This is a genomic window from Caballeronia sordidicola, from assembly GCF_001544455.2.
Taxonomy (GTDB): domain Bacteria; phylum Pseudomonadota; class Gammaproteobacteria; order Burkholderiales; family Burkholderiaceae; genus Caballeronia; species Caballeronia sordidicola.
On sequence record NZ_FCOC02000016.1, the window covers coordinates 43,754 to 64,153 of the forward strand.

A 20,400-nucleotide genomic window follows, 5' to 3' on the forward strand; every position below is an offset into this window, starting at 1 on the left:
ATTGCACCAATAGCGGGACCTTCGCACCGTAAAAGAGACTATGGCGTGTACGCTGGGTTTTAAAGGTGCAGTGCGGGACTGCGCAGTGTCCGAGTGTCAGCGATCCGTCAGCGTGAAATGCCTTTTATATAATGAGTTTAAGCCAAATACTTAGTAAAAGCCACTAGCCTAAAAACAGGCATGCTCATTGCATAGAAGACTAGAATTAGAGTGTGTACATTTGTATTGATGAGTTGATCCAGCGCTGCGCGAGACGCGCGCCGTCTTCCTGATGAACCCCAAGCGATAGAGGCGTCATGTTGTCGAATCTGGCTGTGCAACTCATCAACGGACTAGCGGACGCATGCGCCATGTTTCTGGTTGCATCGGGCTTGTCGTTGATTTTTGGCGTCACGCGTATCGTCAACTTTGCGCATGGCTCGTTTTATATGCTTGGCGTGTACGTGGCCTATAGCATTACGAGCCGCTTTGGTTCAACGGTCGCAGGCTTCTGGCTCTCGATGCTTGCAGCAGCCATTGTCGTGGCCGTGATCGGCGCGCTCGTGGAAATGATCGTGCTCAGGCGCATCTATCAGGCGCCCGAATTGTTCCACCTGCTCGCGACCTTCGCGCTGGTGCTGATTTTCCGCGATGCCGCGCTTTATATCTGGGGCCCGGAAGACCTGTTCGGTCCGCGCGCGCCCTTGCTCGGCGGCGCGGTCAGCCTGCTTGGCCACTCGCTGCCAACCTATGACATTGCGCTGATCGTGATCGGTCCCATCGTGCTCGCCGTGTTGTGGTTTGGCCTCACGCGCACGCGGCTCGGTACGCTCGTGCGCGCCGCGACGAGCGACCGCGAAATGCTCGGCGCGCTCGGGATCAATCAGGCGTGGCTTTTCACGGGCGTGTTTTTTATCGGCGCGTTCTTGGCGGGTCTCGGCGGCGCGCTGCAAGTGCCGCGCATGTCGGCCAATCTTTCGCTGGACCTCGATACCATCGGCAACGCCTTCGTCGTCGTCGTGGTCGGCGGCATGGGATCGATTCCGGGTGCGTTCGTGGCCGCGTTGCTGATCGCGGAGATCAAGGCGCTGTGCATTGGCATTGGCGACGTGACCATTGGCGGCGTGGTGTTCTCGCTCAGCAAGTTCACGCTCGTGGCGGAGTTTGTTGTGATGGCGATCGTGCTGGTTGTAAGGCCGTGGGGTTTGCTTGGCCGCGCGCAGACCGCCGTTCGCACCATGGCGTTCGCCGAAACGCCGCTGCGCCGCGCGGATTCGCGGCTGAAAATATTTGCTGGCATTGTCCTCACGGTGCTGTTGCTTGCGCCGTTGTTGTCGGGCGTGTTTCCGTACATGCCCGTGCTGCTGGTTGAAATCCTGATCGCTGTCCTGTTTGCAACGAGCCTGCATTTCATCATGGGACCCGGCGGCATGCATTCGTTCGGCCATGCCGCTTATTTCGGCCTCGGAGCCTATGGCGCAGCGCTATTCCTGAAAGTCCTCAACCTGCCGATGGAAGCGGCCATTGTGCTGGGCCCCGTCCTCGCGGGCGTCGGCGCGCTGGTATTCGGATGGTTCTGCGTGCGTTTGTCGGGTGTTTATCTCGCGATGCTGACGCTCGCCTTCGCGCAGATCGTGTGGTCGATCGTGTACCAGTGGGACGCGGTGACGGGCGGCAGCAATGGCATTCTCAACCTGTGGCCATCGGCATGGCTGAGCTCGCCGATCGCGTATTACTACCTGACCTTGCTGTTCGCCGTGATCGGCGTGTGGATGCTCAGGCGCATGCTGTTCTCGCCGCTCGGCTATGCCATGCGTGCATCGCGCGATTCGGTGTTGCGGGCAGAAGCCATTGGTATCGATGTAAAGCGTATTCAATGGGTCGCGTTCATTATTGCGTCCTTGTTTTGCGGGCTTGCCGGTTCGTTGTATGCGTTCTCTAAGGGTTCCATTTCGCCGGAGGCAATCAGCGTGGGTCGTTCGGTCGACGGCCTCGTGATGGTGCTGCTCGGCGGCTTGCAGACACTGACCGGGCCTGTTGTGGGCGCGGCGGTGTTCACCTGGTTGCAGGATACGGTGGCGCGTCAAACCGACTACTGGCAGGCGCTGCTCGGCGGCGCAATCCTGGTTCTCGTGATTGCGTTCCCGCAGGGGATCGTGGGCTTCGTGCAGCACAAGCTCGACTCCCGCCGTGACACCGATCACGGCGCAGCGCCGCAACCCGCCAAGGAGGCGTCATGAGCTTGCTGCGCGTATCGAATCTGGCGAGATCGTTTGGCGGCCTCAAGGCAGTCGACGATGTTTCCTTCGACCTCGAAGCCGGACAACTGCTTGCGCTGATCGGCCCGAATGGCGCGGGTAAATCGACCTGCTTCAACATGCTCAACGGGCAGTCGAGACCCAGCTCGGGCTCCATTCTTTTCGATGGCCACGAGATCGCCGGAAAACGTCCGCGCGATATCTGGCGCATGGGCGTTGGACGGACCTTCCAGATCGCGGCCACGTTCAACTCCATGACGGTCATTGAAAACGTGCAGATGGCGCTGGTCTCGCGCGATCGCCAGTTATTCAACATGTGGAAACCAGCGCCGTCGCTGCATGCCGACGAAGCCCTCGCGTTGCTCGAACAGGTCGGCATGGCGGCGCATGCAAAACGTGCGTGCGGCGTGCTCGCATACGGCGACGTAAAGCGCGTCGAGCTTGCCATTGCACTTGCCAACAAGCCGAAACTTCTGTTGATGGACGAACCGACCGCGGGCATGGCGCCCAAGGAGCGCAACGACCTCATGGCGCTGACCAAGCAACTCGTGATCGACCACAAGCTCGGCGTGCTGTTCACCGAGCACAGCATGGACGTGGTGTTCGCTTATGCCGACAAACTCATCGTGCTCGCACGCGGCAAACTGATCGGCGAAGGGGACGCGCAGACCGTGCGCAACGATCCGCGCGTGCGCGAGGTGTACTTCGGCACAGGGAAATCGTTCATGCCGCGCGCGTCGCTGGCCGAAGACGGGGTGGCGCGATGACGGCCATGCTCAAAGTGTCGGGCCTGAACGCGTTCTATGGCCGCGCGCAAATTCTCTATGACGTCGGGCTCGAAGTCGGCCGCGGTGAAGTGGTCGCGTTGATGGGCCGCAACGGCGCGGGTAAATCGACGACCATGAAAGCCCTTATGGGCATGCTGCCCACGCGGCGTGGCGCGATCAGTTTCCGTGGCCAGGAAATTTCAACCTTGCCGCCGTATCGCATCGCGCGGCTTGGCATGGGGTTCGTGCCGGAAGACCGCCGCGTGTTCGGCGATCTGTCCGTGATGGAAAATCTCGATACCGGCCGCCAGCCGCCACGTGATGACGCGCCGCGCTGGACACCCGGCAAGCTCTTCAAGCTGTTCCCGAATCTTGGGGAAATGCCGAACCGTCCGGGCAGCCAGATGAGCGGTGGCGAGCAGCAGATGCTGACCGTGTCGCGCACGCTGATGGGCAATCCCTATCTCGTGCTGCTCGACGAACCTTCCGAAGGCGTGGCGCCGATCATCGTTGAACAGATGGCGAACATGATTCTCGAATTGAAGCGCGAAGGACTCTCCATTCTTCTCTCCGAGCAGAACATGCATTTCGCCGAACTGGTCAGCGACCGCGCGTATGTGCTGGAGAAAGGACAGATCCGCTTCAGCGGCACCATAGATGAACTTGCCCGCGACGAAGCCGTGCGGCGTGCGTACCTCAGTGTATAAAGCGGTTTCCTTCTCAGCATCAATCTATGCCCTCTCTGGAGAGAACAACTATGACCACGCGTGCTGGATCGCGGCTGTGCCTGACCGTTTTGATGCTTGCGCCGTTGGCCGCCGCCCTGGCGTCGACCGGCGCGGTTGCCGCCGACACCATCAAGATCGGCGAAATCAACAGCTACAAGGCGCAGCCGGCGTTCCTCGGGCCATATAAGAATGGCTGGAACATGGCGCTCGACGAAGTCAATGCGGCGGGCGGTATAGACGGCAAGAAGCTCGAAGTCATCTCGCGCGACGACAACGGCAACCCGGGCGACACCGTTCGCGTTGCGCAGGAACTGGCGACCGGCGAGCAGGTCTCGTTGCTGTTCGGCGGCTTTCTCTCGAACACCGGTCTCGCGCTCGCCGACTACGCAAAGCAGCGCAAGATATTCTTCCTTGCCGCCGAGCCGCTGACCGACAAGATCGTCTGGGAGGACGGCAACAAGTACACGTACCGGCTGCGTCCATCCACGTATATGCAGGTCGCCATGCTCGTGCCCGAAGCCGCGAAGCTCCACAAGAAACGCTGGGCCGTGGTGTATCCGAATTATGAATACGGTCAGTCGGCGGTGGCGACATTCAAGCGCTTGTTGAAGGCTGCGCAGCCTGACGTGGAGTTCGTCGCCGACCAGGCTGCGCCGCTCGGCAAGCTCGATGCGGGCGCGGTCACGCAGGCGCTCGCCGACGCCAAGCCCGACGCCATCTTCAACGTGGAGTTCGGCGCCGACCTGGGCAAGTTCGTGCGCGAGGGCAACACGCGCGGCTTGTTCAAGGACCGTTCGGTGGTGTCGTTGCTGACGGGCGAACCTGAATATATCGATCCGCTGGGCGCTGAAGCGCCGGTTGGCTGGATCGTGACGGGCTACCCGTGGTATTCAATCGATACCCCTGCGAACAAGAAGTTCGTCGCGGCGTATCAGGCGAAATATCATGACTATCCGCGGGTTGGATCGGTGGTCGGCTATTCGGCGCTGATGTCCATTGCGAATGGCCTGAAGAAGGCCAAATCGACCGATTCCGAGAAGCTTTCCGAAGCCTTCAAGGGCTTGTCCGTCGATACACCGTTTGGCCCGATCTCGTATCGTGCGCAAGACCATCAGTCGACCATGGGCGCGTATGTGGGTACGACCGCGTTGAAGGATGGCAAGGGCGTGATGACGTCGTACCGGTATGTCGATGGCGCGAGCGTGCAGCCATCGGATGCCGAAGTGGCGAAGATGCGTCCGGCGGACTGAGCGTGCTGACTGCAAAAGCCAGCTGCAAGAACCGGCTGTAAAACGAAAGCCGCGCCCAGAAACGGGCGCGGCTTTTTTGGGGGCCGACGTTGTTGGAAGCGGTCAGCCTTCGAAGGAAATGCGGCGGAGATTCTCCGATGAATCTGCCGGGGTGCGTGCGTCGGCCGGCTTGCGCTTGGCTGGCGGCTTCGACTTGATACTCGCGCCGTGCACGAACAACACGACAAGCAATGCAGCCATCGCCCACACAGACAAGATCCACATCAACGTGCTCATTTCATCCCCGAACCGAATTGTTTTCCTGAGGCTGCCTGCAAAGAAAGCTGGCATAGGTGAATTGTGAGGCCGTGGGTGAAAAAGCAATTGCGTGAAAAGCGCGGCTTTCCACGGCTAATTCGATGGAAATGGCGAGTGCTCAGCGCTTTGAGAAACGCAAATATTACCGGTCGCAAGATGGTTTGGCGAAGATGCTTAACGAAAGCGGTTTAACGAAAACGCCGAAAGGTCCACGTCGCTCCGGCCTGTCAGGCACCGCTGCGCCACCGCTTCGCCAATTCCCGCGGAGTGCTTGAAGCCGTGTCCGGAGCAGGCCGATACCACCGTCACATTCGCAAGCGCTGGGTGGTCGTCGATAATGAATCCGTAGTCGGGCGTAACCGTGTAGGTACAAACGCTGGCTTTGACCAGTTCAGGCGTCACGCCCGCGAAATTGCCCAGGACATGATCCCGATACATCTGCGCGACTTCCGCCTGCGAAACAGTGCGATCCAGCGAGTCAATGGAATCGAGTCCCGTATATTGCTCGCTCGCTATTTTCATGCTGTTTTCGCCGGGAATGGGCGGAAAACCGTAGCAGATATCCGTTTCCGACGGACCGTCCGAAAGGATGAAAGTCGGGGAGACTTCGGCAAATATCGACGGCGCTTCGAGCCTGAACCAGAACAACTTTTGCCTGCAGACTTTCAGCAACGCGCTGAACGGTTCGCCCAGCAAACCGGCGGACCACATTCCAGCGCATGTGACGACCTTGTTCGCCACGAATGTGCGGTCGGCGGTTTTGACCCGAACTCCGCCGCCCGCTGACTCTATCGAAGAAACGGTCACACCCGTGACCACCGTTGCGCCGTGTTGTCGGGCGGCATCCAGTTGCGCGGCGATACACCGCTCCGGACGCACGAATCCGCCTTCGGGTTCGAAGTAACCGGTGGCGTCGTCGCGAATTGGCCCGAATTGCGCAAAGCGCGCGCGAATCTCCGATGCCTTGAGCACCTCGTGATCGATGCCGTAACGTCGCGCGAGTTCGATGGTTTGCGCCGTGAAATCGTCTGCGCCGTGGTGCCGTCCCGGCGCTTCGCTCGAAGTCATCACGAGCACGCCGCATTGCTCGAAAAGCGCTTCGCCGCTTTGCGCTTCGAGCTCGCGCCAGATGGCGTGCGACCTGCGCACAAGCGGAATGTAAGCCGCGCCTTCGCCTACTGCCAGTCGCGTGATGCGGGTGTCGCCGTGGCTCGAACCCTGATCGTGCGGCGGCGCGAACCGGTCGATGCCAACTACGTCAGCGCCAGCCCTGGCCAGTTGATAAAGCGTCGCCGCACCCATGGCGCCAAGTCCGACAACTGCAACATCGCATCGCTCTTCGTGCATTGATCCACCTGTGCGGTCTGAAGTAGACCGATATGATACTTGGGGCGGGGCATTGGATCAGCGCCGGGTCATGGCTTCGTATCCTCGTTCCTTGCGCTGGCGGGAGCAGCAAAGCGACTTTGCTCGGCAATCAGTTGATCGTCCGTGGTCGCCACCAGCCAAAGGCGCGCATGCTCCGCGATATGGCGATTGTGGTCCTTCAGCGGGCCCATCGCGCTCGCGGCCTTCCAGACTACAGGACCCAAGCGGCTGCTCCTGCCCGACGGCGCGCCTACCAGCAAGCAGTAAGGTCCGAGCGGCATCGACACATAGGGCAACGCCGGATTGGCACGCACACGCCAGTCGATAAAAGGCGTCTCGCTGATCAGCAGCGGCGCGGGCAAACCGTAAAGCACGCTGAAATCGTACAGCGCCAGTTGTTCGCGTGTCCTGGCATAGCTGCGGCGAATGTCGTCCGCGACCGCAGCGCGGATCTCGTCCTCGAACATGGGCTCTTCCGAATAGCGGGCAAACGCCTCCCGGGCTTCGGCTTGATATGCACTGAACAGCCCGAGTTCCACGCAATCCTGCACCGCGCGCTGAACGTCCGTAACGGAACCGCCGTCCGCTGGCGTGCCCAACTGCGCGGCCCGCAAGAATCGCGCAAGTCCCGCTTCCTGAATCACGGGGCCGTCTGTTGCGCCCGTGTCTTCCGCGTCCTTGCCGAGAGGCACGTAGATGTATTTCTCGGCGGCGAAATGCGCTTTCTTGCCTTCGTCGAACTTGATTGCGCCATCGACACAGTCGAGATAGCGAGTCCCAATTCGACCATGCTCCCAAACCCAGTTTTTCAGGAACGGGCGCAGCGGATGCAGTCTTTCGTTATCGGCCATTGAATCCTCCAGGCGCCCAGTATAGTTCGGACGCGCCGCACGCCGGCGAGCCGTCAGCCGTACAATTCCAGCACTTCGATCCGACAACGGCAACCTGCATCATGAGATATTTCTTTGCATCGGCATTCGCGGTGGCCGTCCTCGCCACGAGTGCGACAGCGACAGCCCAGACATCCGCGAGCGGCGTGACATCCACGCAGCAGTGCGCGATTGGGTATGTGACTGGCGTTGGCGGCTCGGCACAAAGCGTTCACGAATATCTTGCAACGCCCGAGCGCGACAGATATCGCTACCTCACCGACAACCCGATCCAGTGCCGCGTTTCCGACGAGGGCCGCGCGTCCGCCTGTACGGGCATCACCAGTCTTCGGCATGAAAAGGTCAGCGTGTACGATGATATCGACAACGAAACGATGGCCGTTGTCGCTCGCATTGAACTCGACCGGGGGACATACCCGGCGATCATCGCCGTGCCGAGGCCGGACGTGCAATGCGGGGAGTAGATATAGCGGCTGGCCAGACTCGAGTATTCACGATCGCGTTCAGGTAGAAGGTCAGCGCGTTTTACTCCGGCCGCTTTTCCTGGCTGGTCCCGCGCGAGCCGCGTCTTTATCGCCCGTTGCCGTGTTGGCGCCATTCATATGCTCAAGCCGCGACAAAGCATCGGCATACGACAGAAACTGCTGCAGATAACCCGGCGACAGTTCGCGCATCAGCATTAGCGACCGGTGCACGAGGCTACTCGAATTAAGCGGACCGGCGTTCCCTGGTACTTGGGCAAGCGATTGCCTGAACTGTCTTTCGGTGCTGAGCGTGTTCCACGTTTGCCTGAAGTAATCGAGCGCCTCCATTTCCGGATAGGCGAGCGAAGCGTCTTTATTATCTGCAATACGATCGGCCAGTTCAGCCAGCGCTCCACGAACTGGCTTGCTAACCGGTGCTCCGGGCTTGACGTGCGAAGCCAGATCATTGGCATAGGCATCGATCAACCTCGCTATCCGCGCATCCAGAGCGCGCCGCGTTTCGCCGTCATATGCCATCGCCCGCCGATGCATTGCTTCGATAACCCGAAAGCGCACCGGATCGAGCGCATCGGCGCCCTGTGCGCGCCATGCATCGAGCGTCGCGATGACGTTGGGCGGGCCGAAACCCTCACTCATGGCGCCTTCACCATTGCTGTCGATGGCCGGGGAACAGGCGCAATTTCCACGCGCCGGTTTTTGGCGCGCCCGGTATCGTCCGCATTCGATTCGACTGGCTGCTGCGAGCCGAATGCGGCGGCAAAGAGCGAAGAGGAGGGCACGCCTTCATCGATCAATGCGCGCGTCACGGTCAACGCGCGTTGCGCCGAGAGTTCCCAGTTGTCGGCGAACCGGCGGTTCCCTTCGCGCAACTGGCGGTCATCGGTAAAGCCGCTCACCATCAGGATCTGCTCGTTGGCCCGCAGATAAGCCGACAACGGACCAGCGAGGCTCTTCAACACCTTCCTGCCTTCGGGTTGCAACTGATCGGAGTTCAGCGCAAACAACACGCTGCCGTTGATGCCGATGCGTCCATTGACCAGCGTGACGCGGCCGGCCGCCAGCGGCCCGGCGAGCGCCTGCTCGAGCGTCTTGCGGCGCTGCGCTTCCAGTTGATGCTGCTTGACCTCTTGTTCCAGCTTGCTCGAAAGCTCAAGCTGCACGCCGATGACACCCACCAGGATCAGCATGAACGCGCCGAGCAGCACCGACATCAGGTCGCCAAAAACGGCCCATACCGGTGCTGCGGGTTCCACGCCGCCGTCAATATCCTCGCTCATGCCGCTTCGGCTCCCGCCGCCCGCTTGCCAGCGATCTGCTGCAGGTCTTCAATGATCTGTTTCTGCGACATCACGCTCAGGTCGACGACCTCCCGGGCCTGCGCAACGTAATAAGCAAGTTGTTCGTCGCTGCGCGCAAGCGATTTGTCCAGTGCGGCTTCAATACGCTGAAGATGAGTCACGAGCGTCTCGTTCGAATCGCCGAAGCGCTGCACGGCCACGCCGAATGCTTCCCCGAGGCTTGCCACCTCGACCGCGCTGCCAGTGACTTGCGCCGCAATTCCGGCGAGCTTCCCGGTCTCCGTTTCCACCTTCTCGGTGAAGCGGGTGCCGACGCGGTCCAGCAGATCCGCCGATGTGCTCACCAGCGCGTCGACAGCTGAGCGCTGCTCGGTGGATGCGTGGTTGACGGCACTGAGCAGGGTTTCGAGCGTTGCCAGCAGACGGCTGCGTTCCTCGAGCATGGCGGTATCGCGGACCATGCTGTCAGAGAGCTTCGCGCGCAGTTCCGCAATCATTTCTGCCGCGGCCCTGGGCGCTTCCGATGCAGCCTGCACCAGCCGCGCGATTTCGCCGATGGTATCGCTCGCGTGCGCTTGCGTTTGCGCGGATATATCGCGAGCGGTTTCAGCAAGCGTGTCGCAGATTTCCTGCTGCCGGCTCACGGTGCGCGTCCCCGCCTGTTCCCACTCGTGGCTGAGCGCTGCGGCCATTGAAGCAAGCTGCCCGGTCCATGCCGCGAGCCGCTGTTCATCCCGCGACGCCAGTTCCGTCTGCAAGTCCGCATGCGACTGCGCCACCTTGTCCAGCAGGGAGACCGAATGCTGCTGGAAAGTCGCGGCCGCCGCGTTCAACGCATGCTCATTGTGCTGCGCCAGTTTCTCGCCGGTACGTTCCTGCCGCGACAGTGCATCGTTCCATGCATCCGACATGCTTGCCGTTGTGGTTTCAAGGCGCGTGGATACGCCGTCGAGCAGATTGGCCGAGCGCTCCTCGAAGACTTCGGTAAAGCGGTCAAGCGATGTGCGCAGATGGCCGGACAGCGCTTCGGTGGATCGCTGGTGCGTGGCGAGCGCCTGATGCCAGATGTCGGACACGCTCGTGGCCGTCGATTCGAAACCGTTCGACAATCCATCCAGTTGCCGCTGCACGGCGTTCGTGACCGACGTGTGCAATGCAGCCGACTCGCTCGCGAGACCCGCCATGGTCGCCTCCATGACAGGTTGCAGCGCGGCGCCGGCGGCGCGGGCGCTTTCGGCGACGCTATCCTTCATCGAACGCTCAACCGCTGCGGCGAGGCGCGTGTAAATGACTTCGGTCCGGCCATGGAAAGCGTCCTGGCTCGCGATCTGCCGCTCGTGCACCGCAAGATTCTGCTGCTCGATCGTGGCCATCAGCGCTTCCAGACGATCGACCAGCGTGGGCATGGCATCGGCCTGGCGCTGCAGGAGCCTGAAGGCTTCCTCGCGCTGATGCGTTTGCGAGTGGATGCGCAAGGTCGTCGCGATCTTCACGTCGAGCATCTGTGCCGCCTGGATGCGCTCGCGCCGGCACAACGCGGAAAGCAGCCCGAGCATGGCCGATGTAGCCACGCCCGCGATAGACGTGCCGAACGCGAAACCCAGTCCCTTGACCGGGGCGGCGAGCGATGCGCGAATGGCCGGCAGGTCGGTCGCGCTGTCGAGCGCCATGCCCGTGCCCCTGAGGGTCGCCACCATGCCAAGGAGCGTCCCCAGCATGCCCAGCAACACCAGCAGTCCCACGAGGTACGGCGTCAGCGCCGGGCCCGGCAAGGACACACGCTCGCCTTCCACGCGCAGCCGCACGGGATTACGCAGGCTGGCAGGCAATGGGTCAAGCCACGCGCCAAGGCTCGCTGGCGGCGCGGTGAGGCCCGTAATTGCCCGCGCCAGGCTTGACGTGGCCTCGCCATAGCGTTTCAGTTCGAACGCGCCGGCCATGTAGCAGGCGGCGATCAGGAGCGTGACGGCCAGCGCCAGCAAGTTCGAGCCAATGTAACCCGCGCCGATCCAGCACACAGCGGCCAGACCACTCAGGAACACAACGAGATTGATCAGATTTCTGGACATGGCGTCCCGGTTAGCTAGTGCGAAGGGCGGCGAGCAGCCCTTCGACTGGTTGAAAACGAAGATCCAGTTCGGCCAGCAGCACGCTCTGCATATCCTTGCGAAATACGTCGAGCCATGCGTCCGGCGTGTTGTTCGAGGCGTCGTCCGCCAGTGTGTCCAGCGCGGCGCGGCGCAGACGCTCGAAGTGCTGTCCCAGCAACGCGGGTACGGTAGCAAGCAGGGCCCGCTCGCGCGGACCGAGCGCGCGCTCCATGACCGCGTCCACCTCCGCGAGCCGCGTCATGGCAGGTGTCCTGCCGGCAAGTCGTGCGCGCAGGCGGCCGCGCAGCGTGCCGATGCCGGTTTCCATCGTCTGTTGCAGGGTCAGATAGCGTTGACGAAAGACCGGATAGTCGATGGCTGGTTCGATATCCGTCTGCCCCATGCCTCGCCGCTTCTTCGGGACACCCAGCACGCTATCGTTCGTGATGGTGTTCGCCAATGCGCCGCGCGCGCCCGCGCACTCGCTGTCCTCCGCGCTGCTGAAGACGTGCGTGCCCGCAGCAACCGCGGGCGGTTTGCCGCCCAGCGCCGTGGACAGCGCGATTGCATCGGTCCAGTGGAGCCATTGGCTCAGCCGGTCCGAAAGCGATTGCCTTGATTCGGTAAATTCGACGTCCGTCAGGCGCGCAAGTAAGCGAATGAGCGCGGGGCCGCCAGGAGCTGTGCGCTGTGGAGCTTGCACCATTTAGGCCGAGTCAAAAAGTCCGCTAGTTTACACGCCGACGGGGTTAGCGCCGCCAATGTGTGACGGATAGTCAAAAAACGGAGGCATTGCGATGCTTGACGACATTGGTGGGAAGGGGCTTTGAAGAACGTCTTTCGAAAGAACGAGGCCGCGCGGGAGGGAATGGCAGAGCCGTTGCAACATGCATTCGCAACCGATGGCTCGTTGCATGCCTCGCAATCAAGGCAAGCCACCAAGTCGTAAGCAAATCAAGGCCTTGCCCGATGTTCAATGTACTTGTCCACAGCCTTCTCCCCAATTTCTGTGGATATCCCGACCGCTAGAACAACTCATGCTGCCCCGAAATCAGCATATCGAAATCGCTCTGTAGAAGCGGCAGGATCGCATCGGCTATGGGCTTGAGCTGGCGCGTCAGATAGTGGTCGTAGTCAATACCCGAGCGCCAGGTTTCAAGCGGTTCGGGTCCCGCGCTGGTCATGACGTAGCTGATCCAGCCACCGCGCTGATATTGCAGCGGCCGCCCTTGCGCGCGATTGTATTCATCGGCAATACGCGCGGCGCGCACATGCGGCGGCACATTGCGCTCATACGCATCGAGCGGCCGGCGCAGGCGCTTTCTATAGATCAGCAGTTCGTCGAATTCACCGCTCAGCGTACGGCGCACATAGTCGCGCACGTAGTCTTCGTACGGCTCCCGCCTGAAAATGCGCGAATAGAGCTCGCGCTGGAATTGCTGCGCAAGCGGCGTCCAGTCGCTGCGAACGGTTTCGAGTCCCTTGTAGACAATTTCCTCGCTGCCGTCGGGCAGAAGGCTCAGTCCCGCATAACGCTTCTTGCTGCCTTCTTCCGCGTCGCGGATGGTAGGCATGAAAAATCGCCGATAGTGCCGCTCGAACTGCAATTCCAGCGCGCTTTCAAGTCCGAAACGCTCGCGTACATCTTCTTTCCACCACGCATTGACGCGTTCAACGAGCGCGCGTCCAATGCGCGCCGCCTCGTCCTCGCTGCGTGCATGCCGCAGCCAGACGAACGTGGAATCGGTGTCGCCGTAGATCACTTCGTAGCCTTCGGCCTCGATCAGTTCGCGCGTGCGACGCATGATCTCGTGGCCGCGCATGGTGATCGACGAGGCCAGACGAGGGTCGAAGAAACGGCATCCGGTGGAACCCAGCACGCCGTAGAACGCGTTCATGATGATCTTCAACGCTTGCGAAAGCGGCTTGTTGTTCTCGCGCTTGGCTTCTTCGCGCCCCTTCCAGACCTGACCGACGATTGCCGGCAAGCTATGGCGCGTGCGCGAAAACCGCGCGCCAAGAAAGCCGGGTACGGAATGTTCGTCGCCGGGATGACGCATGCCGTCGACGAGGCCAACCGGGTCGATCAGAAACGTTCGAATGATCGACGGATACAGGCTCTTATAGTCGAGCACGAGCACGGAATCGTAAAGGCCCGGACGGGAATTCATCACAAATCCGCCGGGACTTGCCGCGCCGGTCACATCGCCGAGATTGGGCGCCACGAAACCTTGCCGATGCATGCGCGGCATATAAAGATGCGTGAACGCCGCAACGGATCCACCGCTTCGATCAGCGGGCAAACCGGTCACCGATGCGCGTTCCAGCAAGAAGGCAAGCAGTTCGGTCGCCGCGAAAATGCGCGTGACGAGTTCGCAATCCTTAAGGTTGTAGCGGGCAAGCGCGGGCTTGTCTTCGTCGAAGCGGCGCTGGATTTCGTCCATTCGCTGATACGGGTTGTCGATTGCCTTGCCTTCTCCCAGCAACGCTTGCGCAACATATTCGAGGCTGAACGACGGAAAGCTCCAGGTCGCCGACCGCAGCGCTTCGATGCCGTCGATCAGCAATCGCCCCGCCGCGCCCGCAAAGAAATGGTTCTGCTTGAGGCCATGCTGACGCCATTCCATGACGCTTGCGCCGCGGCCTAAACGCAATGGAACCTGATAGCGTTCCGAGTGCTCCTGCAACACGCGCAGGTCGAACTGGATCACGTTCCAGCCGATGATCGCATCGGGATCGAAACGTTTGAGCCAGGCGTTGAGTTTCTCCAGCAGTTGCCCGCGCGTCTCGCAGTATTCGAGTTTGAAGTCGATGTCGCCAGCGTCGCCGTTCGGCGGCCCGAGCATATAGACCTGCCGCTCGCCGCAGCCTTCCAGCGCGATGGAATATAGCTCCGCATGCGCGCTGGTTTCAATATCGAGCGACACCAGCTTCAACTTCGGCCGATATTCCGGCGCAGGTTTCAGCTCGGCATTGATGAGCGGAGAAAATGGCTGCGCGCCAGGTTGAGACTCGTTGGATGGCTCGCCGCTGAACGTGACAGGCGCGGTGATGAAGCGCTCCATCATGTAGCGGTCCGGCGGGAAGATGTCAGCTTCATAGACATCCACGCCGCCCTGCTTCAGGCGCCGTTCAAGCGCCGTGAGCTGCCGGTAGTGCGCGGTATAAAGTCCCAGCACGGGCCGATGACTGAAATCGACCAGATCGAGCGGCCGCAACTCGGCGCGTTTTTCGCGCTGCAGAATGGTTTCGGCACGCTCGCGTTGTTGTGCCGGGATAAACGCCACCGACTCTTGAGCGCGCAAGCGCAGATGACGGGGACCATTGTCCGTCGCCAGCCAGAATTCCACGTCGGTGCCATCGGCCGTGTCCCGCCAATGCCGCGTCAGAATGAAACCGGGTTGAGGCCCGCTTGATTGCCCGCTCAAATAACCGCCTAAAAATCCTTTGCCTACACGGATTTTAGTGGGTGCGGGCGGTTGGCGTCGGTATCGCTCATTCTTTTAATTTTTTTTCTCGTTATGTGTCGTTTTCCGCTTGCGCCAGTCGTCGTAGGATCAAGCATGGGCACGCGCGGCTCTGCTCCGATTCTTTTTTATCCCGAGGTGAACGACGATGACATTGACGCTCTACGCCCATCCATTTTCGTCATACTGCCAGAAGGTCCTGACCGCGCTGTACGAGAACGGCACGCCGTTCGAATACAGGCAATTGTCGAACGAAGACCCGCAGCCAATGGCGGAACTCACGGAGCGCTGGCCTTTGAAACGGTTTCCCCTGTTGGTGGACGAGGGCAGAACCATCCCCGAGTCGACGGTCATCATCGAGCATCTTGCGCTGCTCTATCCGGGACCGGTGCGGTTGCTGCCATCCGATCCGCGCGCCGCGCTCGAGGTTCGTTTCATGGACCGTTTCTTCGACAACTACGTCGCGACACCGCAGCAAAAGGTCGTGTTCGATTCCATGCGCTCCGAGGGCGAGCGCGACCCGCGCGGCGTTGCCGATGCCCGCGCCATGCTCGAAACCGCATACGCATGGCTCGATAAAACCATGACCGGCCGCGAGTGGGCCGCCGGCGACCAGTTCAGCATGGCGGATTGCGCCGCCGCGCCATTTTTGTTTTACGCGGACTGGACGCATCGGATCGCCACGTCGTTTGAGAACGTCATTGCCTACCGGAAGCGGCTATTGGCGCGTCCTTCGTTCGCGCGCGCGGTCGATGAAGCGCGGCCTTATCGCGCGTATTTTCCGCTTGGCGCGCCCGATCGGGATTGAGCGTTTCGCTAATGGAATGGCAGTGTGAAACACGAGCCGTTTCACACTGCCAAGGCTGCGGCGCGCTCAGCCGAGTATCGGTTTTCCGGCACTGCAAGCCCGAGATGGCCACGCAACGTCGTGCCTTCATACTCGCGTCTGAATACGCCGCGCCGCTGAAGAATTGGAATCACGCCATCGACGAAATCCTGCAGGCCTCCCGGCAAGGTATCGGGCATCAGATTGAAACCGTCGGCGGCGCCGGCTTTGAACCAGTGCTCGATGTCATCGGCTATTTGTTCAGGTGTCCCTACAATGACACGATGCCCGCCACCCCCGGCAAGCGCGCGTATAAGCTCACGCACCGTGTAACCATGCTGCCGGCCTTGTGCGAGCGTGGCGTGGAAGAACGTATGGTTGCCGTTGCCCTGGCCGGGTAACGATAAATCATCCGGCAGCTTTTCGTCGAGCTTCAGACGGTCGGGCGTGACACCGAGCGTTCCTGCCAGCCGCGTGAGGCTATAGCTCCATGGAATCAGGTCCACGAGTTCATCGCGGCGACGCAGCGCTTCCGCCTCGGTTGCACCGATGATCGTCGTCAGGCCCGCGAGCACCTTTACCGCGTCCGGACCGCGACCGTATGCGGCCGCGCGCGTCTTCAGGTCGCGCGCATAACCGAGCGATTCATCGAAGGATTGCGAGGCCGAGAACACCGCCTCTGCGTGACGCGCCGCGAGATCGCGGCCATCGCCCGACGCACCTGCTTGCACCAGCACCGGATACCCCTGTGGCGAGCGCGGGACGTTCAGCGGACCTTGTACGGCGAAGTGCGCACCCTGGTGCGCGGCGGCATGAACCTGGTCCGTATCGGCGAACAGCCCGGTGGCCTTGTTGCCGACGATCGCTCCTTCCTCCCAGCTATCCCAGAGCGCCTTGACAACGCTCGCGAACTCCGCTGCGCGCGCATAGCGCCCGGCATGGTCCGGCACAGCGTCGCGACCGAAATTGCGGGCCGATCCCAGGTCGGCGGTCGTCACTACGTTCCATCCCGCGCGGCCGCCGCTGACATGATCGAGCGTAGCAAACCGGCGCGCGATGTTGTACGGCTCGTTATAGCTCGTGGACGCCGTGCCGATCACGCCAATATGCGATGTCGCCGCGGCGATGCTCGCTAGCAGGATGGTCGGTTCGAGCGCGGTGATCGGGCGAAAGTTGATCTGATCCGCAATGGACGCGTTGTCGGCAAGAAACACGGCGTCGAACTTCGCCGCTTCCGCAATCTGCGCGACTCGCACGTAATGCTTCACGTCTATAAACGCACGCGGATCGGCGTCAGCAAGCCGCCATGCCGACGGCACGAAACCCGAATGCAGGATGTTGACGTTCAGGTGAAGACGGCGCGGTGGCGCTGTGTTTGAAGACGTGCTCGATTGACGAGTCATGGACAGTCCATTGTTTGATCTGGAGGCCGCAAGACCTGGGCCCTGATTAACCGGCTTTCGATTCTCAATCCCGGCGCGGCGTAACGCGACCAATAAATCCGCTGATCGATATGCCTTGCAGCGCTAAGGATTGGCGCTAAGCATTCAACGCCCACGGCGCTAAGCAAAATTGTGGCGAACCTTAGATCAAATCAATCGTTTAGCTAGGCAGTTGGCGTCGCTAGACTATTTTGTCCGCGCGGGTTCGAGACGCGGCGGCTGTGCAAGCCGGAAGGACAAAGTTCATTCATTCAATAAAGGAGTAGCGCCATGGGCGTGACGGCCATCAATGTGCGTAATCAGTTCAGGGGGCACATCAAGGAGATCATTCGAGGGTCCGTGCTTTCCGAGGTGGACGTGCAGACGCCAAACGGAATTGTGACCTCGGTAATAACGACAAGGTCGATCGACGAGCTCGATCTCAAGGTGGGCACCGAGGTAGTCGCGTTGGTGAAGTCGACGGAAGTTTCAATCGCGCGTCTTTGAATAGCGTTTAATCCGTGGAGAAATGAATGACGACGTCAGCACCGTCGGACGCAGCGCTTTACGCGCGTTTCGCCGAGGTATTCAAGCACATCGGCGAAGGCGCGCTTGCGCGCGAACAAAATCGCGAGCTTGCTAGCGATGCGGTCAGGCAATTGAAGGACAGCGGTTTCACCGCATTGCGCGTGCCGCGTGAATATGGCGGCTCCGGCGTTTCCTTGCCGCAATATTTCCGCTTGCTGACACGGCTGGGCGAAGCTGATTCGAACTTGCCGCAGATTATCCGCGCGCACTCCGGCTTCATTGAGCAGCGGCTTGAGAGCGATGACGCTGCGGCGCGCGATCGATGGCTCGGACGCATTGCGAAAGGCGAAACAATTGGCGCAGCCACGTCGGAACGCATAGGCTCCACGCATAACAGCGTAACCGTGATCTCCGACAAGGATCCGGCTTACGTTCTGCTCAATGGAGAGAAATACTACAGCACCGGTACGCTCTATTCAGAATGGATCAATGTCGCAGCGCACGATACACAAAGCGACCTGCACGTGCTTGTGCGCAGCGACGCCCCGGGCGTTGCCCGCCACGACGACTGGGATGGTTTCGGTCAGCGCCTGACGGCAAGCGGCACAACGCGCTTCGATAACGTCCGGGTTCCTGCGGACCAGATCCTGTCCCGGTACAAGGCATCAGAGCCCCGCCGCAATTCCTTGCTTACTGCGTTCTATCAGACAGTCCATCTCGCAACGCTGGCCGGTATAGCCCGCGCGGTATTGCGTGACGGCGTTGAATTCGTTCAGGGCCGCACGCGGACTTTCGGTGTTGCCGGGCAGTCCAGTCCGCGTGACAATCCGCTGGTGCATCGGGTTGTCGGACGGCTTGGAAGCCTCGCGTATTCGGCCGAAGCGCTCGTGGAGGCCGTGGCTGCAGCGCTCGAACGTGTACATCAGGCACGCATTACGGACGCGGTGACCACGGCGGATTACGTCGCTGTGGACATCCAGGCTTATCAGGCGCAGCAGATCGTGCTCGAACAGGTGCTGGAGGCGGCAACCTTGTTGTTTGAAGTGGGTGGTGCATCGGCGACGAGCGAAGCGCGCCGGCTCGACCGCCATTGGCGCAATGCACGCGTCATTGCCTCGCATAATCCCGCCATCCAACGTGAGGCCGCTGTTGGCAATTACCATTTGAACGGGACCGCGCCGAACGAGCGTTTCAGTTTGGCTCACAGTCCCGCGGACAACGTTGCAAAAACGCACGGCTCGAGCGGACACGCAGTCACGCAGAATGATGAATTTGCCGGAACTGGCAGATGAATACCGGCCGATCGACCCTGGTTGAACCGAGGTAAATTCGCGGTCGCGCAATGCAGAACATTGCGACGACCGCGTTTGGATCAGTGGCCTGATCTGGCCGCACATCGCTTTTACCGTATTCACCAATAAACAGTGGACGACCCAGGCCGGATGATGCGCGGGCCGCTTGAAACTCAGGCTGGAACGATGTTCGACGCCTGCTTGCCCTTCGGCCCTTGCTTCACTTCGAACGTGACCTTTTGATTCTCCTGAAGGCTTTTGAAGCCTTCTGCCTTGATTTCCGAGAAGTGTGCGAACAGGTCTTCGCCGCCGTCATCCGGCGTGATGAAGCCGAAGCCCTTTGCATCGTTGAACCATTTGACCGTACCGGTTGCCATGAGTGTGTCCAGAAAAAATTTAAAGCTAAAAAATAAAAGTAGAACCGAGGATAAAGCCAGGGCGCCGAGTCGCGTCGCATTGCATTGTTGTGACAAGACTTCGCCAATCCTTAAACGTGTCCGTAACGAAGATACCTTGCCGTGCAGGACGCTCAGGAATTATCGCGATTCAATTGTACGCCGTGCCAATATTTATTGAAGCTTTCCAAACCGCAAAAACTGCAATGCGAAACGTGCTGGCGCACCGGTTTCAGCTTAACGCAAATAATCGGGTTTACTAAAGCCCTGAAAACGCTCATCCACGACATGCCGGAACTCGGGTGATCGATAAGCAGCGGAAATATCCTTAACGTACGGTTTTTGAAGATCGCCGGTACGTACCGCCACGAGATTGAGATAGTAAGGGGGGATTTTTTCCAGAAGAAGCGCGTCCGTGAGCTTCAGCCCGGCCGCGAGTGCGAAGTTGCCGTTGATGAATGCATAGTCCACGTCGTCGAGTGAGCGCGGCAATTGCGCGGCGTCGAGTGGCAGTAACTTTATCCGGTGCGGGTTGGTAGCAATGTCGTGCTCGGACGACTTTACCGGATCGACGCCTGGTTTCAATGTCACCCAGCCAATTTGCTGCAGCAGCACGATTGCGCGCGCCTGATTGGTGACGTCGTTCGGAAGTGAAACAGTCGCGCCATCTTTTACGTCAGTTAGGCTTTTAAGCTTATGGCTGTATATACCGATGGGCGCGGTGGGCATCTTGATTAGCTGGGTGAGTTGCAGCTTGTGGTCGTCCGAAAATTTCTTCAGGTAAACCTCGTGCTGGAACGCGTTGGCATCGAGCGCGCCGTCGGCAAGCGCGAGATTCGGCTGAACATAGTCGGTGAATTCGACAATGGTGACCTTGTAGCCCTCCTTCTCGAGCACGGGTTTGATGCCATAGCGGATCTGGTCCGCATACGGTCCGGCAGTCGCGCCAAAGCGAATTTCCTTCTTGTCGGGATCGGCCGCATGCGCCGACGCGGTGACAACTGACGCCAACAATAACGCGCAGATTCCACGCAGCAAGGTCATTCCTTTTCCTCCTTGGT

Annotated in this window: 19 protein-coding genes; 8 read left to right on the forward strand and 11 right to left on the reverse strand. The window is 60.4% G+C overall.

The features are described 5' to 3' along the window. The first annotated feature begins 296 nt into the window (after window positions 1–296). Genes AWB64_RS22195 through AWB64_RS22210 form a run of 4 tightly spaced genes read left to right on the forward strand, consistent with a single transcriptional unit; the run spans window position 297 to window position 4,982 of the window. Window positions 297–2,219: an ABC transporter permease gene (locus tag AWB64_RS22195; protein ID WP_060857594.1), complete on the forward strand. Its 1,923-nt coding sequence runs from the start codon at window positions 297–299 to the stop codon at window positions 2,217–2,219. After that, entirely contained in the window at window positions 2,216–3,004 is a 789-nt protein-coding gene (locus tag AWB64_RS22200) for an ABC transporter ATP-binding protein (protein WP_060857595.1), read from the forward strand. Before AWB64_RS22195 ends, AWB64_RS22200 begins: the two co-directional genes overlap by 4 nt. Beyond that, on the forward strand, window positions 3,001–3,711 hold the full coding sequence (locus AWB64_RS22205; protein ID WP_060857596.1) for an ABC transporter ATP-binding protein: 711 nt from the start codon (window positions 3,001–3,003) through the stop codon (window positions 3,709–3,711). The genes AWB64_RS22200 and AWB64_RS22205 overlap by 4 nt, the downstream gene beginning before the upstream one ends. A 50-nt stretch (window positions 3,712–3,761) precedes the next feature. After that, window positions 3,762–4,982 carry an ABC transporter substrate-binding protein gene (locus tag AWB64_RS22210; RefSeq protein ID WP_060857597.1) on the forward strand — a complete coding sequence of 407 codons (1,221 nt, stop codon included), beginning with the start codon at window positions 3,762–3,764 and terminating at the stop codon, window positions 4,980–4,982. Between the two features lie 102 nt (window positions 4,983–5,084). Here AWB64_RS22210 and AWB64_RS31655 read toward each other — a convergent pair whose 3' ends face one another. The 3 genes from AWB64_RS31655 to AWB64_RS22220 all read right to left on the reverse strand — a co-directional run bounded on the left by AWB64_RS31655 (window position 5,085) and on the right by AWB64_RS22220 (window position 7,498). After that, on the reverse strand, window positions 5,085–5,246 hold the full coding sequence (locus AWB64_RS31655; protein WP_167353937.1) for a hypothetical protein: 162 nt from the start codon (window positions 5,244–5,246) through the stop codon (window positions 5,085–5,087). A gap of 207 nt (window positions 5,247–5,453) precedes the next feature. Further along, window positions 5,454–6,626 carry an N-methyl-L-tryptophan oxidase gene (solA, locus tag AWB64_RS22215; protein ID WP_060857598.1) on the reverse strand — a complete coding sequence of 391 codons (1,173 nt, stop codon included), beginning with the start codon at window positions 6,624–6,626 and terminating at the stop codon, window positions 5,454–5,456. Between the two features lie 68 nt (window positions 6,627–6,694). Beyond that, entirely contained in the window at window positions 6,695–7,498 is an 804-nt protein-coding gene (locus AWB64_RS22220; RefSeq protein WP_060857599.1) for a hypothetical protein, read from the reverse strand. Window positions 7,499–7,599: 101 nt separating this feature from the next. Between AWB64_RS22220 and AWB64_RS22225 the strand changes: the two genes are divergently transcribed. Next, window positions 7,600–8,001 carry a hypothetical protein gene (locus AWB64_RS22225; protein ID WP_060857600.1) on the forward strand — a complete coding sequence of 134 codons (402 nt, stop codon included), beginning with the start codon at window positions 7,600–7,602 and terminating at the stop codon, window positions 7,999–8,001. Between the two features lie 51 nt (window positions 8,002–8,052). Here the strand turns inward: AWB64_RS22225 and AWB64_RS22230 are convergent, their stop codons facing one another. From AWB64_RS22230 to AWB64_RS22250, 5 genes are all read right to left on the reverse strand, one after another. Beyond that, complete coding sequence (locus AWB64_RS22230; protein WP_060857601.1) at window positions 8,053–8,658, reverse strand: DUF2894 domain-containing protein; 606 nt, start codon at window positions 8,656–8,658, stop codon at window positions 8,053–8,055. Then, on the reverse strand, window positions 8,655–9,299 hold the full coding sequence (locus tag AWB64_RS22235; RefSeq protein WP_060857602.1) for an OmpA family protein: 645 nt from the start codon (window positions 9,297–9,299) through the stop codon (window positions 8,655–8,657). The genes AWB64_RS22230 and AWB64_RS22235 overlap by 4 nt, the downstream gene beginning before the upstream one ends. Then, the gene (locus AWB64_RS22240; protein ID WP_060857603.1) at window positions 9,296–11,389 is read right to left on the reverse strand and encodes a DUF802 domain-containing protein; all 2,094 of its coding nucleotides are present in this window, start codon (window positions 11,387–11,389) and stop codon (window positions 9,296–9,298) included. The genes AWB64_RS22235 and AWB64_RS22240 overlap by 4 nt, the downstream gene beginning before the upstream one ends. Window positions 11,390–11,399: 10 nt before the next feature. Then, window positions 11,400–12,116 carry a DUF3348 domain-containing protein gene (locus AWB64_RS22245; protein ID WP_060857604.1) on the reverse strand — a complete coding sequence of 239 codons (717 nt, stop codon included), beginning with the start codon at window positions 12,114–12,116 and terminating at the stop codon, window positions 11,400–11,402. Between the two features lie 319 nt (window positions 12,117–12,435). Beyond that, on the reverse strand, window positions 12,436–14,838 hold the full coding sequence (locus AWB64_RS22250) for a DNA polymerase II (protein WP_060857605.1): 2,403 nt from the start codon (window positions 14,836–14,838) through the stop codon (window positions 12,436–12,438). Window positions 14,839–15,025: 187 nt separating this feature from the next. Between AWB64_RS22250 and AWB64_RS22255 the strand changes: the two genes are divergently transcribed. After that, a complete protein-coding gene (locus AWB64_RS22255) occupies window positions 15,026–15,685 on the forward strand; it encodes a glutathione S-transferase family protein (protein ID WP_060857606.1) in 660 nt (219 codons plus the stop codon). A gap of 41 nt (window positions 15,686–15,726) precedes the next feature. On the opposite strand, the gene AWB64_RS22260 is transcribed toward AWB64_RS22255, so the two are convergent. Further along, window positions 15,727–17,106, reverse strand: coding sequence for an LLM class flavin-dependent oxidoreductase (locus tag AWB64_RS22260; RefSeq protein ID WP_060857607.1), 1,380 nt, complete (start codon window positions 17,104–17,106; stop codon window positions 15,727–15,729). Between the two features lie 309 nt (window positions 17,107–17,415). On the opposite strand from AWB64_RS22260, the gene AWB64_RS22265 reads away from it, so the two are divergent. Continuing rightward, window positions 17,416–17,631 (forward strand): TOBE domain-containing protein, encoded by a 216-nt coding sequence (locus AWB64_RS22265; RefSeq protein WP_060857608.1) that lies wholly within the window; start codon window positions 17,416–17,418, stop codon window positions 17,629–17,631. A 26-nt stretch (window positions 17,632–17,657) separates the two neighbouring features. After that, complete coding sequence (locus AWB64_RS22270; protein WP_082850589.1) at window positions 17,658–18,944, forward strand: acyl-CoA dehydrogenase family protein; 1,287 nt, start codon at window positions 17,658–17,660, stop codon at window positions 18,942–18,944. Between the two features lie 173 nt (window positions 18,945–19,117). Here AWB64_RS22270 and AWB64_RS22275 read toward each other — a convergent pair whose 3' ends face one another. After that, window positions 19,118–19,321: a cold-shock protein gene (locus AWB64_RS22275; RefSeq protein ID WP_031356584.1), complete on the reverse strand. Its 204-nt coding sequence runs from the start codon at window positions 19,319–19,321 to the stop codon at window positions 19,118–19,120. Window positions 19,322–19,576: 255 nt separating this feature from the next. Further along, window positions 19,577–20,383, reverse strand: coding sequence for a MetQ/NlpA family ABC transporter substrate-binding protein (locus tag AWB64_RS22280; protein WP_060857609.1), 807 nt, complete (start codon window positions 20,381–20,383; stop codon window positions 19,577–19,579). Between the last annotated feature and the right edge of the window lie 17 nt (window positions 20,384–20,400).

Coding starts and splice junctions, on each gene's coding strand:
- AWB64_RS22220 (WP_060857599.1), bottom strand. CDS start 7,498: ATGGCCGATAACGAAAGACTGCATCCGCTGCGCCCGTTCCTGAAAAAC.
- AWB64_RS22200 (WP_060857595.1), top strand. CDS start 2,216: ATGAGCTTGCTGCGCGTATCGAATCTGGCGAGATCGTTTGGCGGCCTC.
- AWB64_RS22195 (WP_060857594.1), top strand. CDS start 297: ATGTTGTCGAATCTGGCTGTGCAACTCATCAACGGACTAGCGGACGCA.
- AWB64_RS22235 (WP_060857602.1), bottom strand. CDS start 9,299: ATGAGCGAGGATATTGACGGCGGCGTGGAACCCGCAGCACCGGTATGG.
- AWB64_RS22270 (WP_082850589.1), top strand. CDS start 17,658: ATGACGACGTCAGCACCGTCGGACGCAGCGCTTTACGCGCGTTTCGCC.
- AWB64_RS22265 (WP_060857608.1), top strand. CDS start 17,416: ATGGGCGTGACGGCCATCAATGTGCGTAATCAGTTCAGGGGGCACATC.
- AWB64_RS22210 (WP_060857597.1), top strand. CDS start 3,762: ATGACCACGCGTGCTGGATCGCGGCTGTGCCTGACCGTTTTGATGCTT.
- AWB64_RS22245 (WP_060857604.1), bottom strand. CDS start 12,116: ATGGTGCAAGCTCCACAGCGCACAGCTCCTGGCGGCCCCGCGCTCATT.
- AWB64_RS31655 (WP_167353937.1), bottom strand. CDS start 5,246: ATGTGGATCTTGTCTGTGTGGGCGATGGCTGCATTGCTTGTCGTGTTG.
- solA (WP_060857598.1), bottom strand. CDS start 6,626: ATGCACGAAGAGCGATGCGATGTTGCAGTTGTCGGACTTGGCGCCATG.
- AWB64_RS22225 (WP_060857600.1), top strand. CDS start 7,600: ATGAGATATTTCTTTGCATCGGCATTCGCGGTGGCCGTCCTCGCCACG.
- AWB64_RS22280 (WP_060857609.1), bottom strand. CDS start 20,383: ATGACCTTGCTGCGTGGAATCTGCGCGTTATTGTTGGCGTCAGTTGTC.
- AWB64_RS22255 (WP_060857606.1), top strand. CDS start 15,026: ATGACATTGACGCTCTACGCCCATCCATTTTCGTCATACTGCCAGAAG.
- AWB64_RS22230 (WP_060857601.1), bottom strand. CDS start 8,658: ATGAGTGAGGGTTTCGGCCCGCCCAACGTCATCGCGACGCTCGATGCA.
- AWB64_RS22275 (WP_031356584.1), bottom strand. CDS start 19,321: ATGGCAACCGGTACGGTCAAATGGTTCAACGATGCAAAGGGCTTCGGC.
- AWB64_RS22240 (WP_060857603.1), bottom strand. CDS start 11,389: ATGTCCAGAAATCTGATCAATCTCGTTGTGTTCCTGAGTGGTCTGGCC.
- AWB64_RS22260 (WP_060857607.1), bottom strand. CDS start 17,106: ATGACTCGTCAATCGAGCACGTCTTCAAACACAGCGCCACCGCGCCGT.
- AWB64_RS22205 (WP_060857596.1), top strand. CDS start 3,001: ATGACGGCCATGCTCAAAGTGTCGGGCCTGAACGCGTTCTATGGCCGC.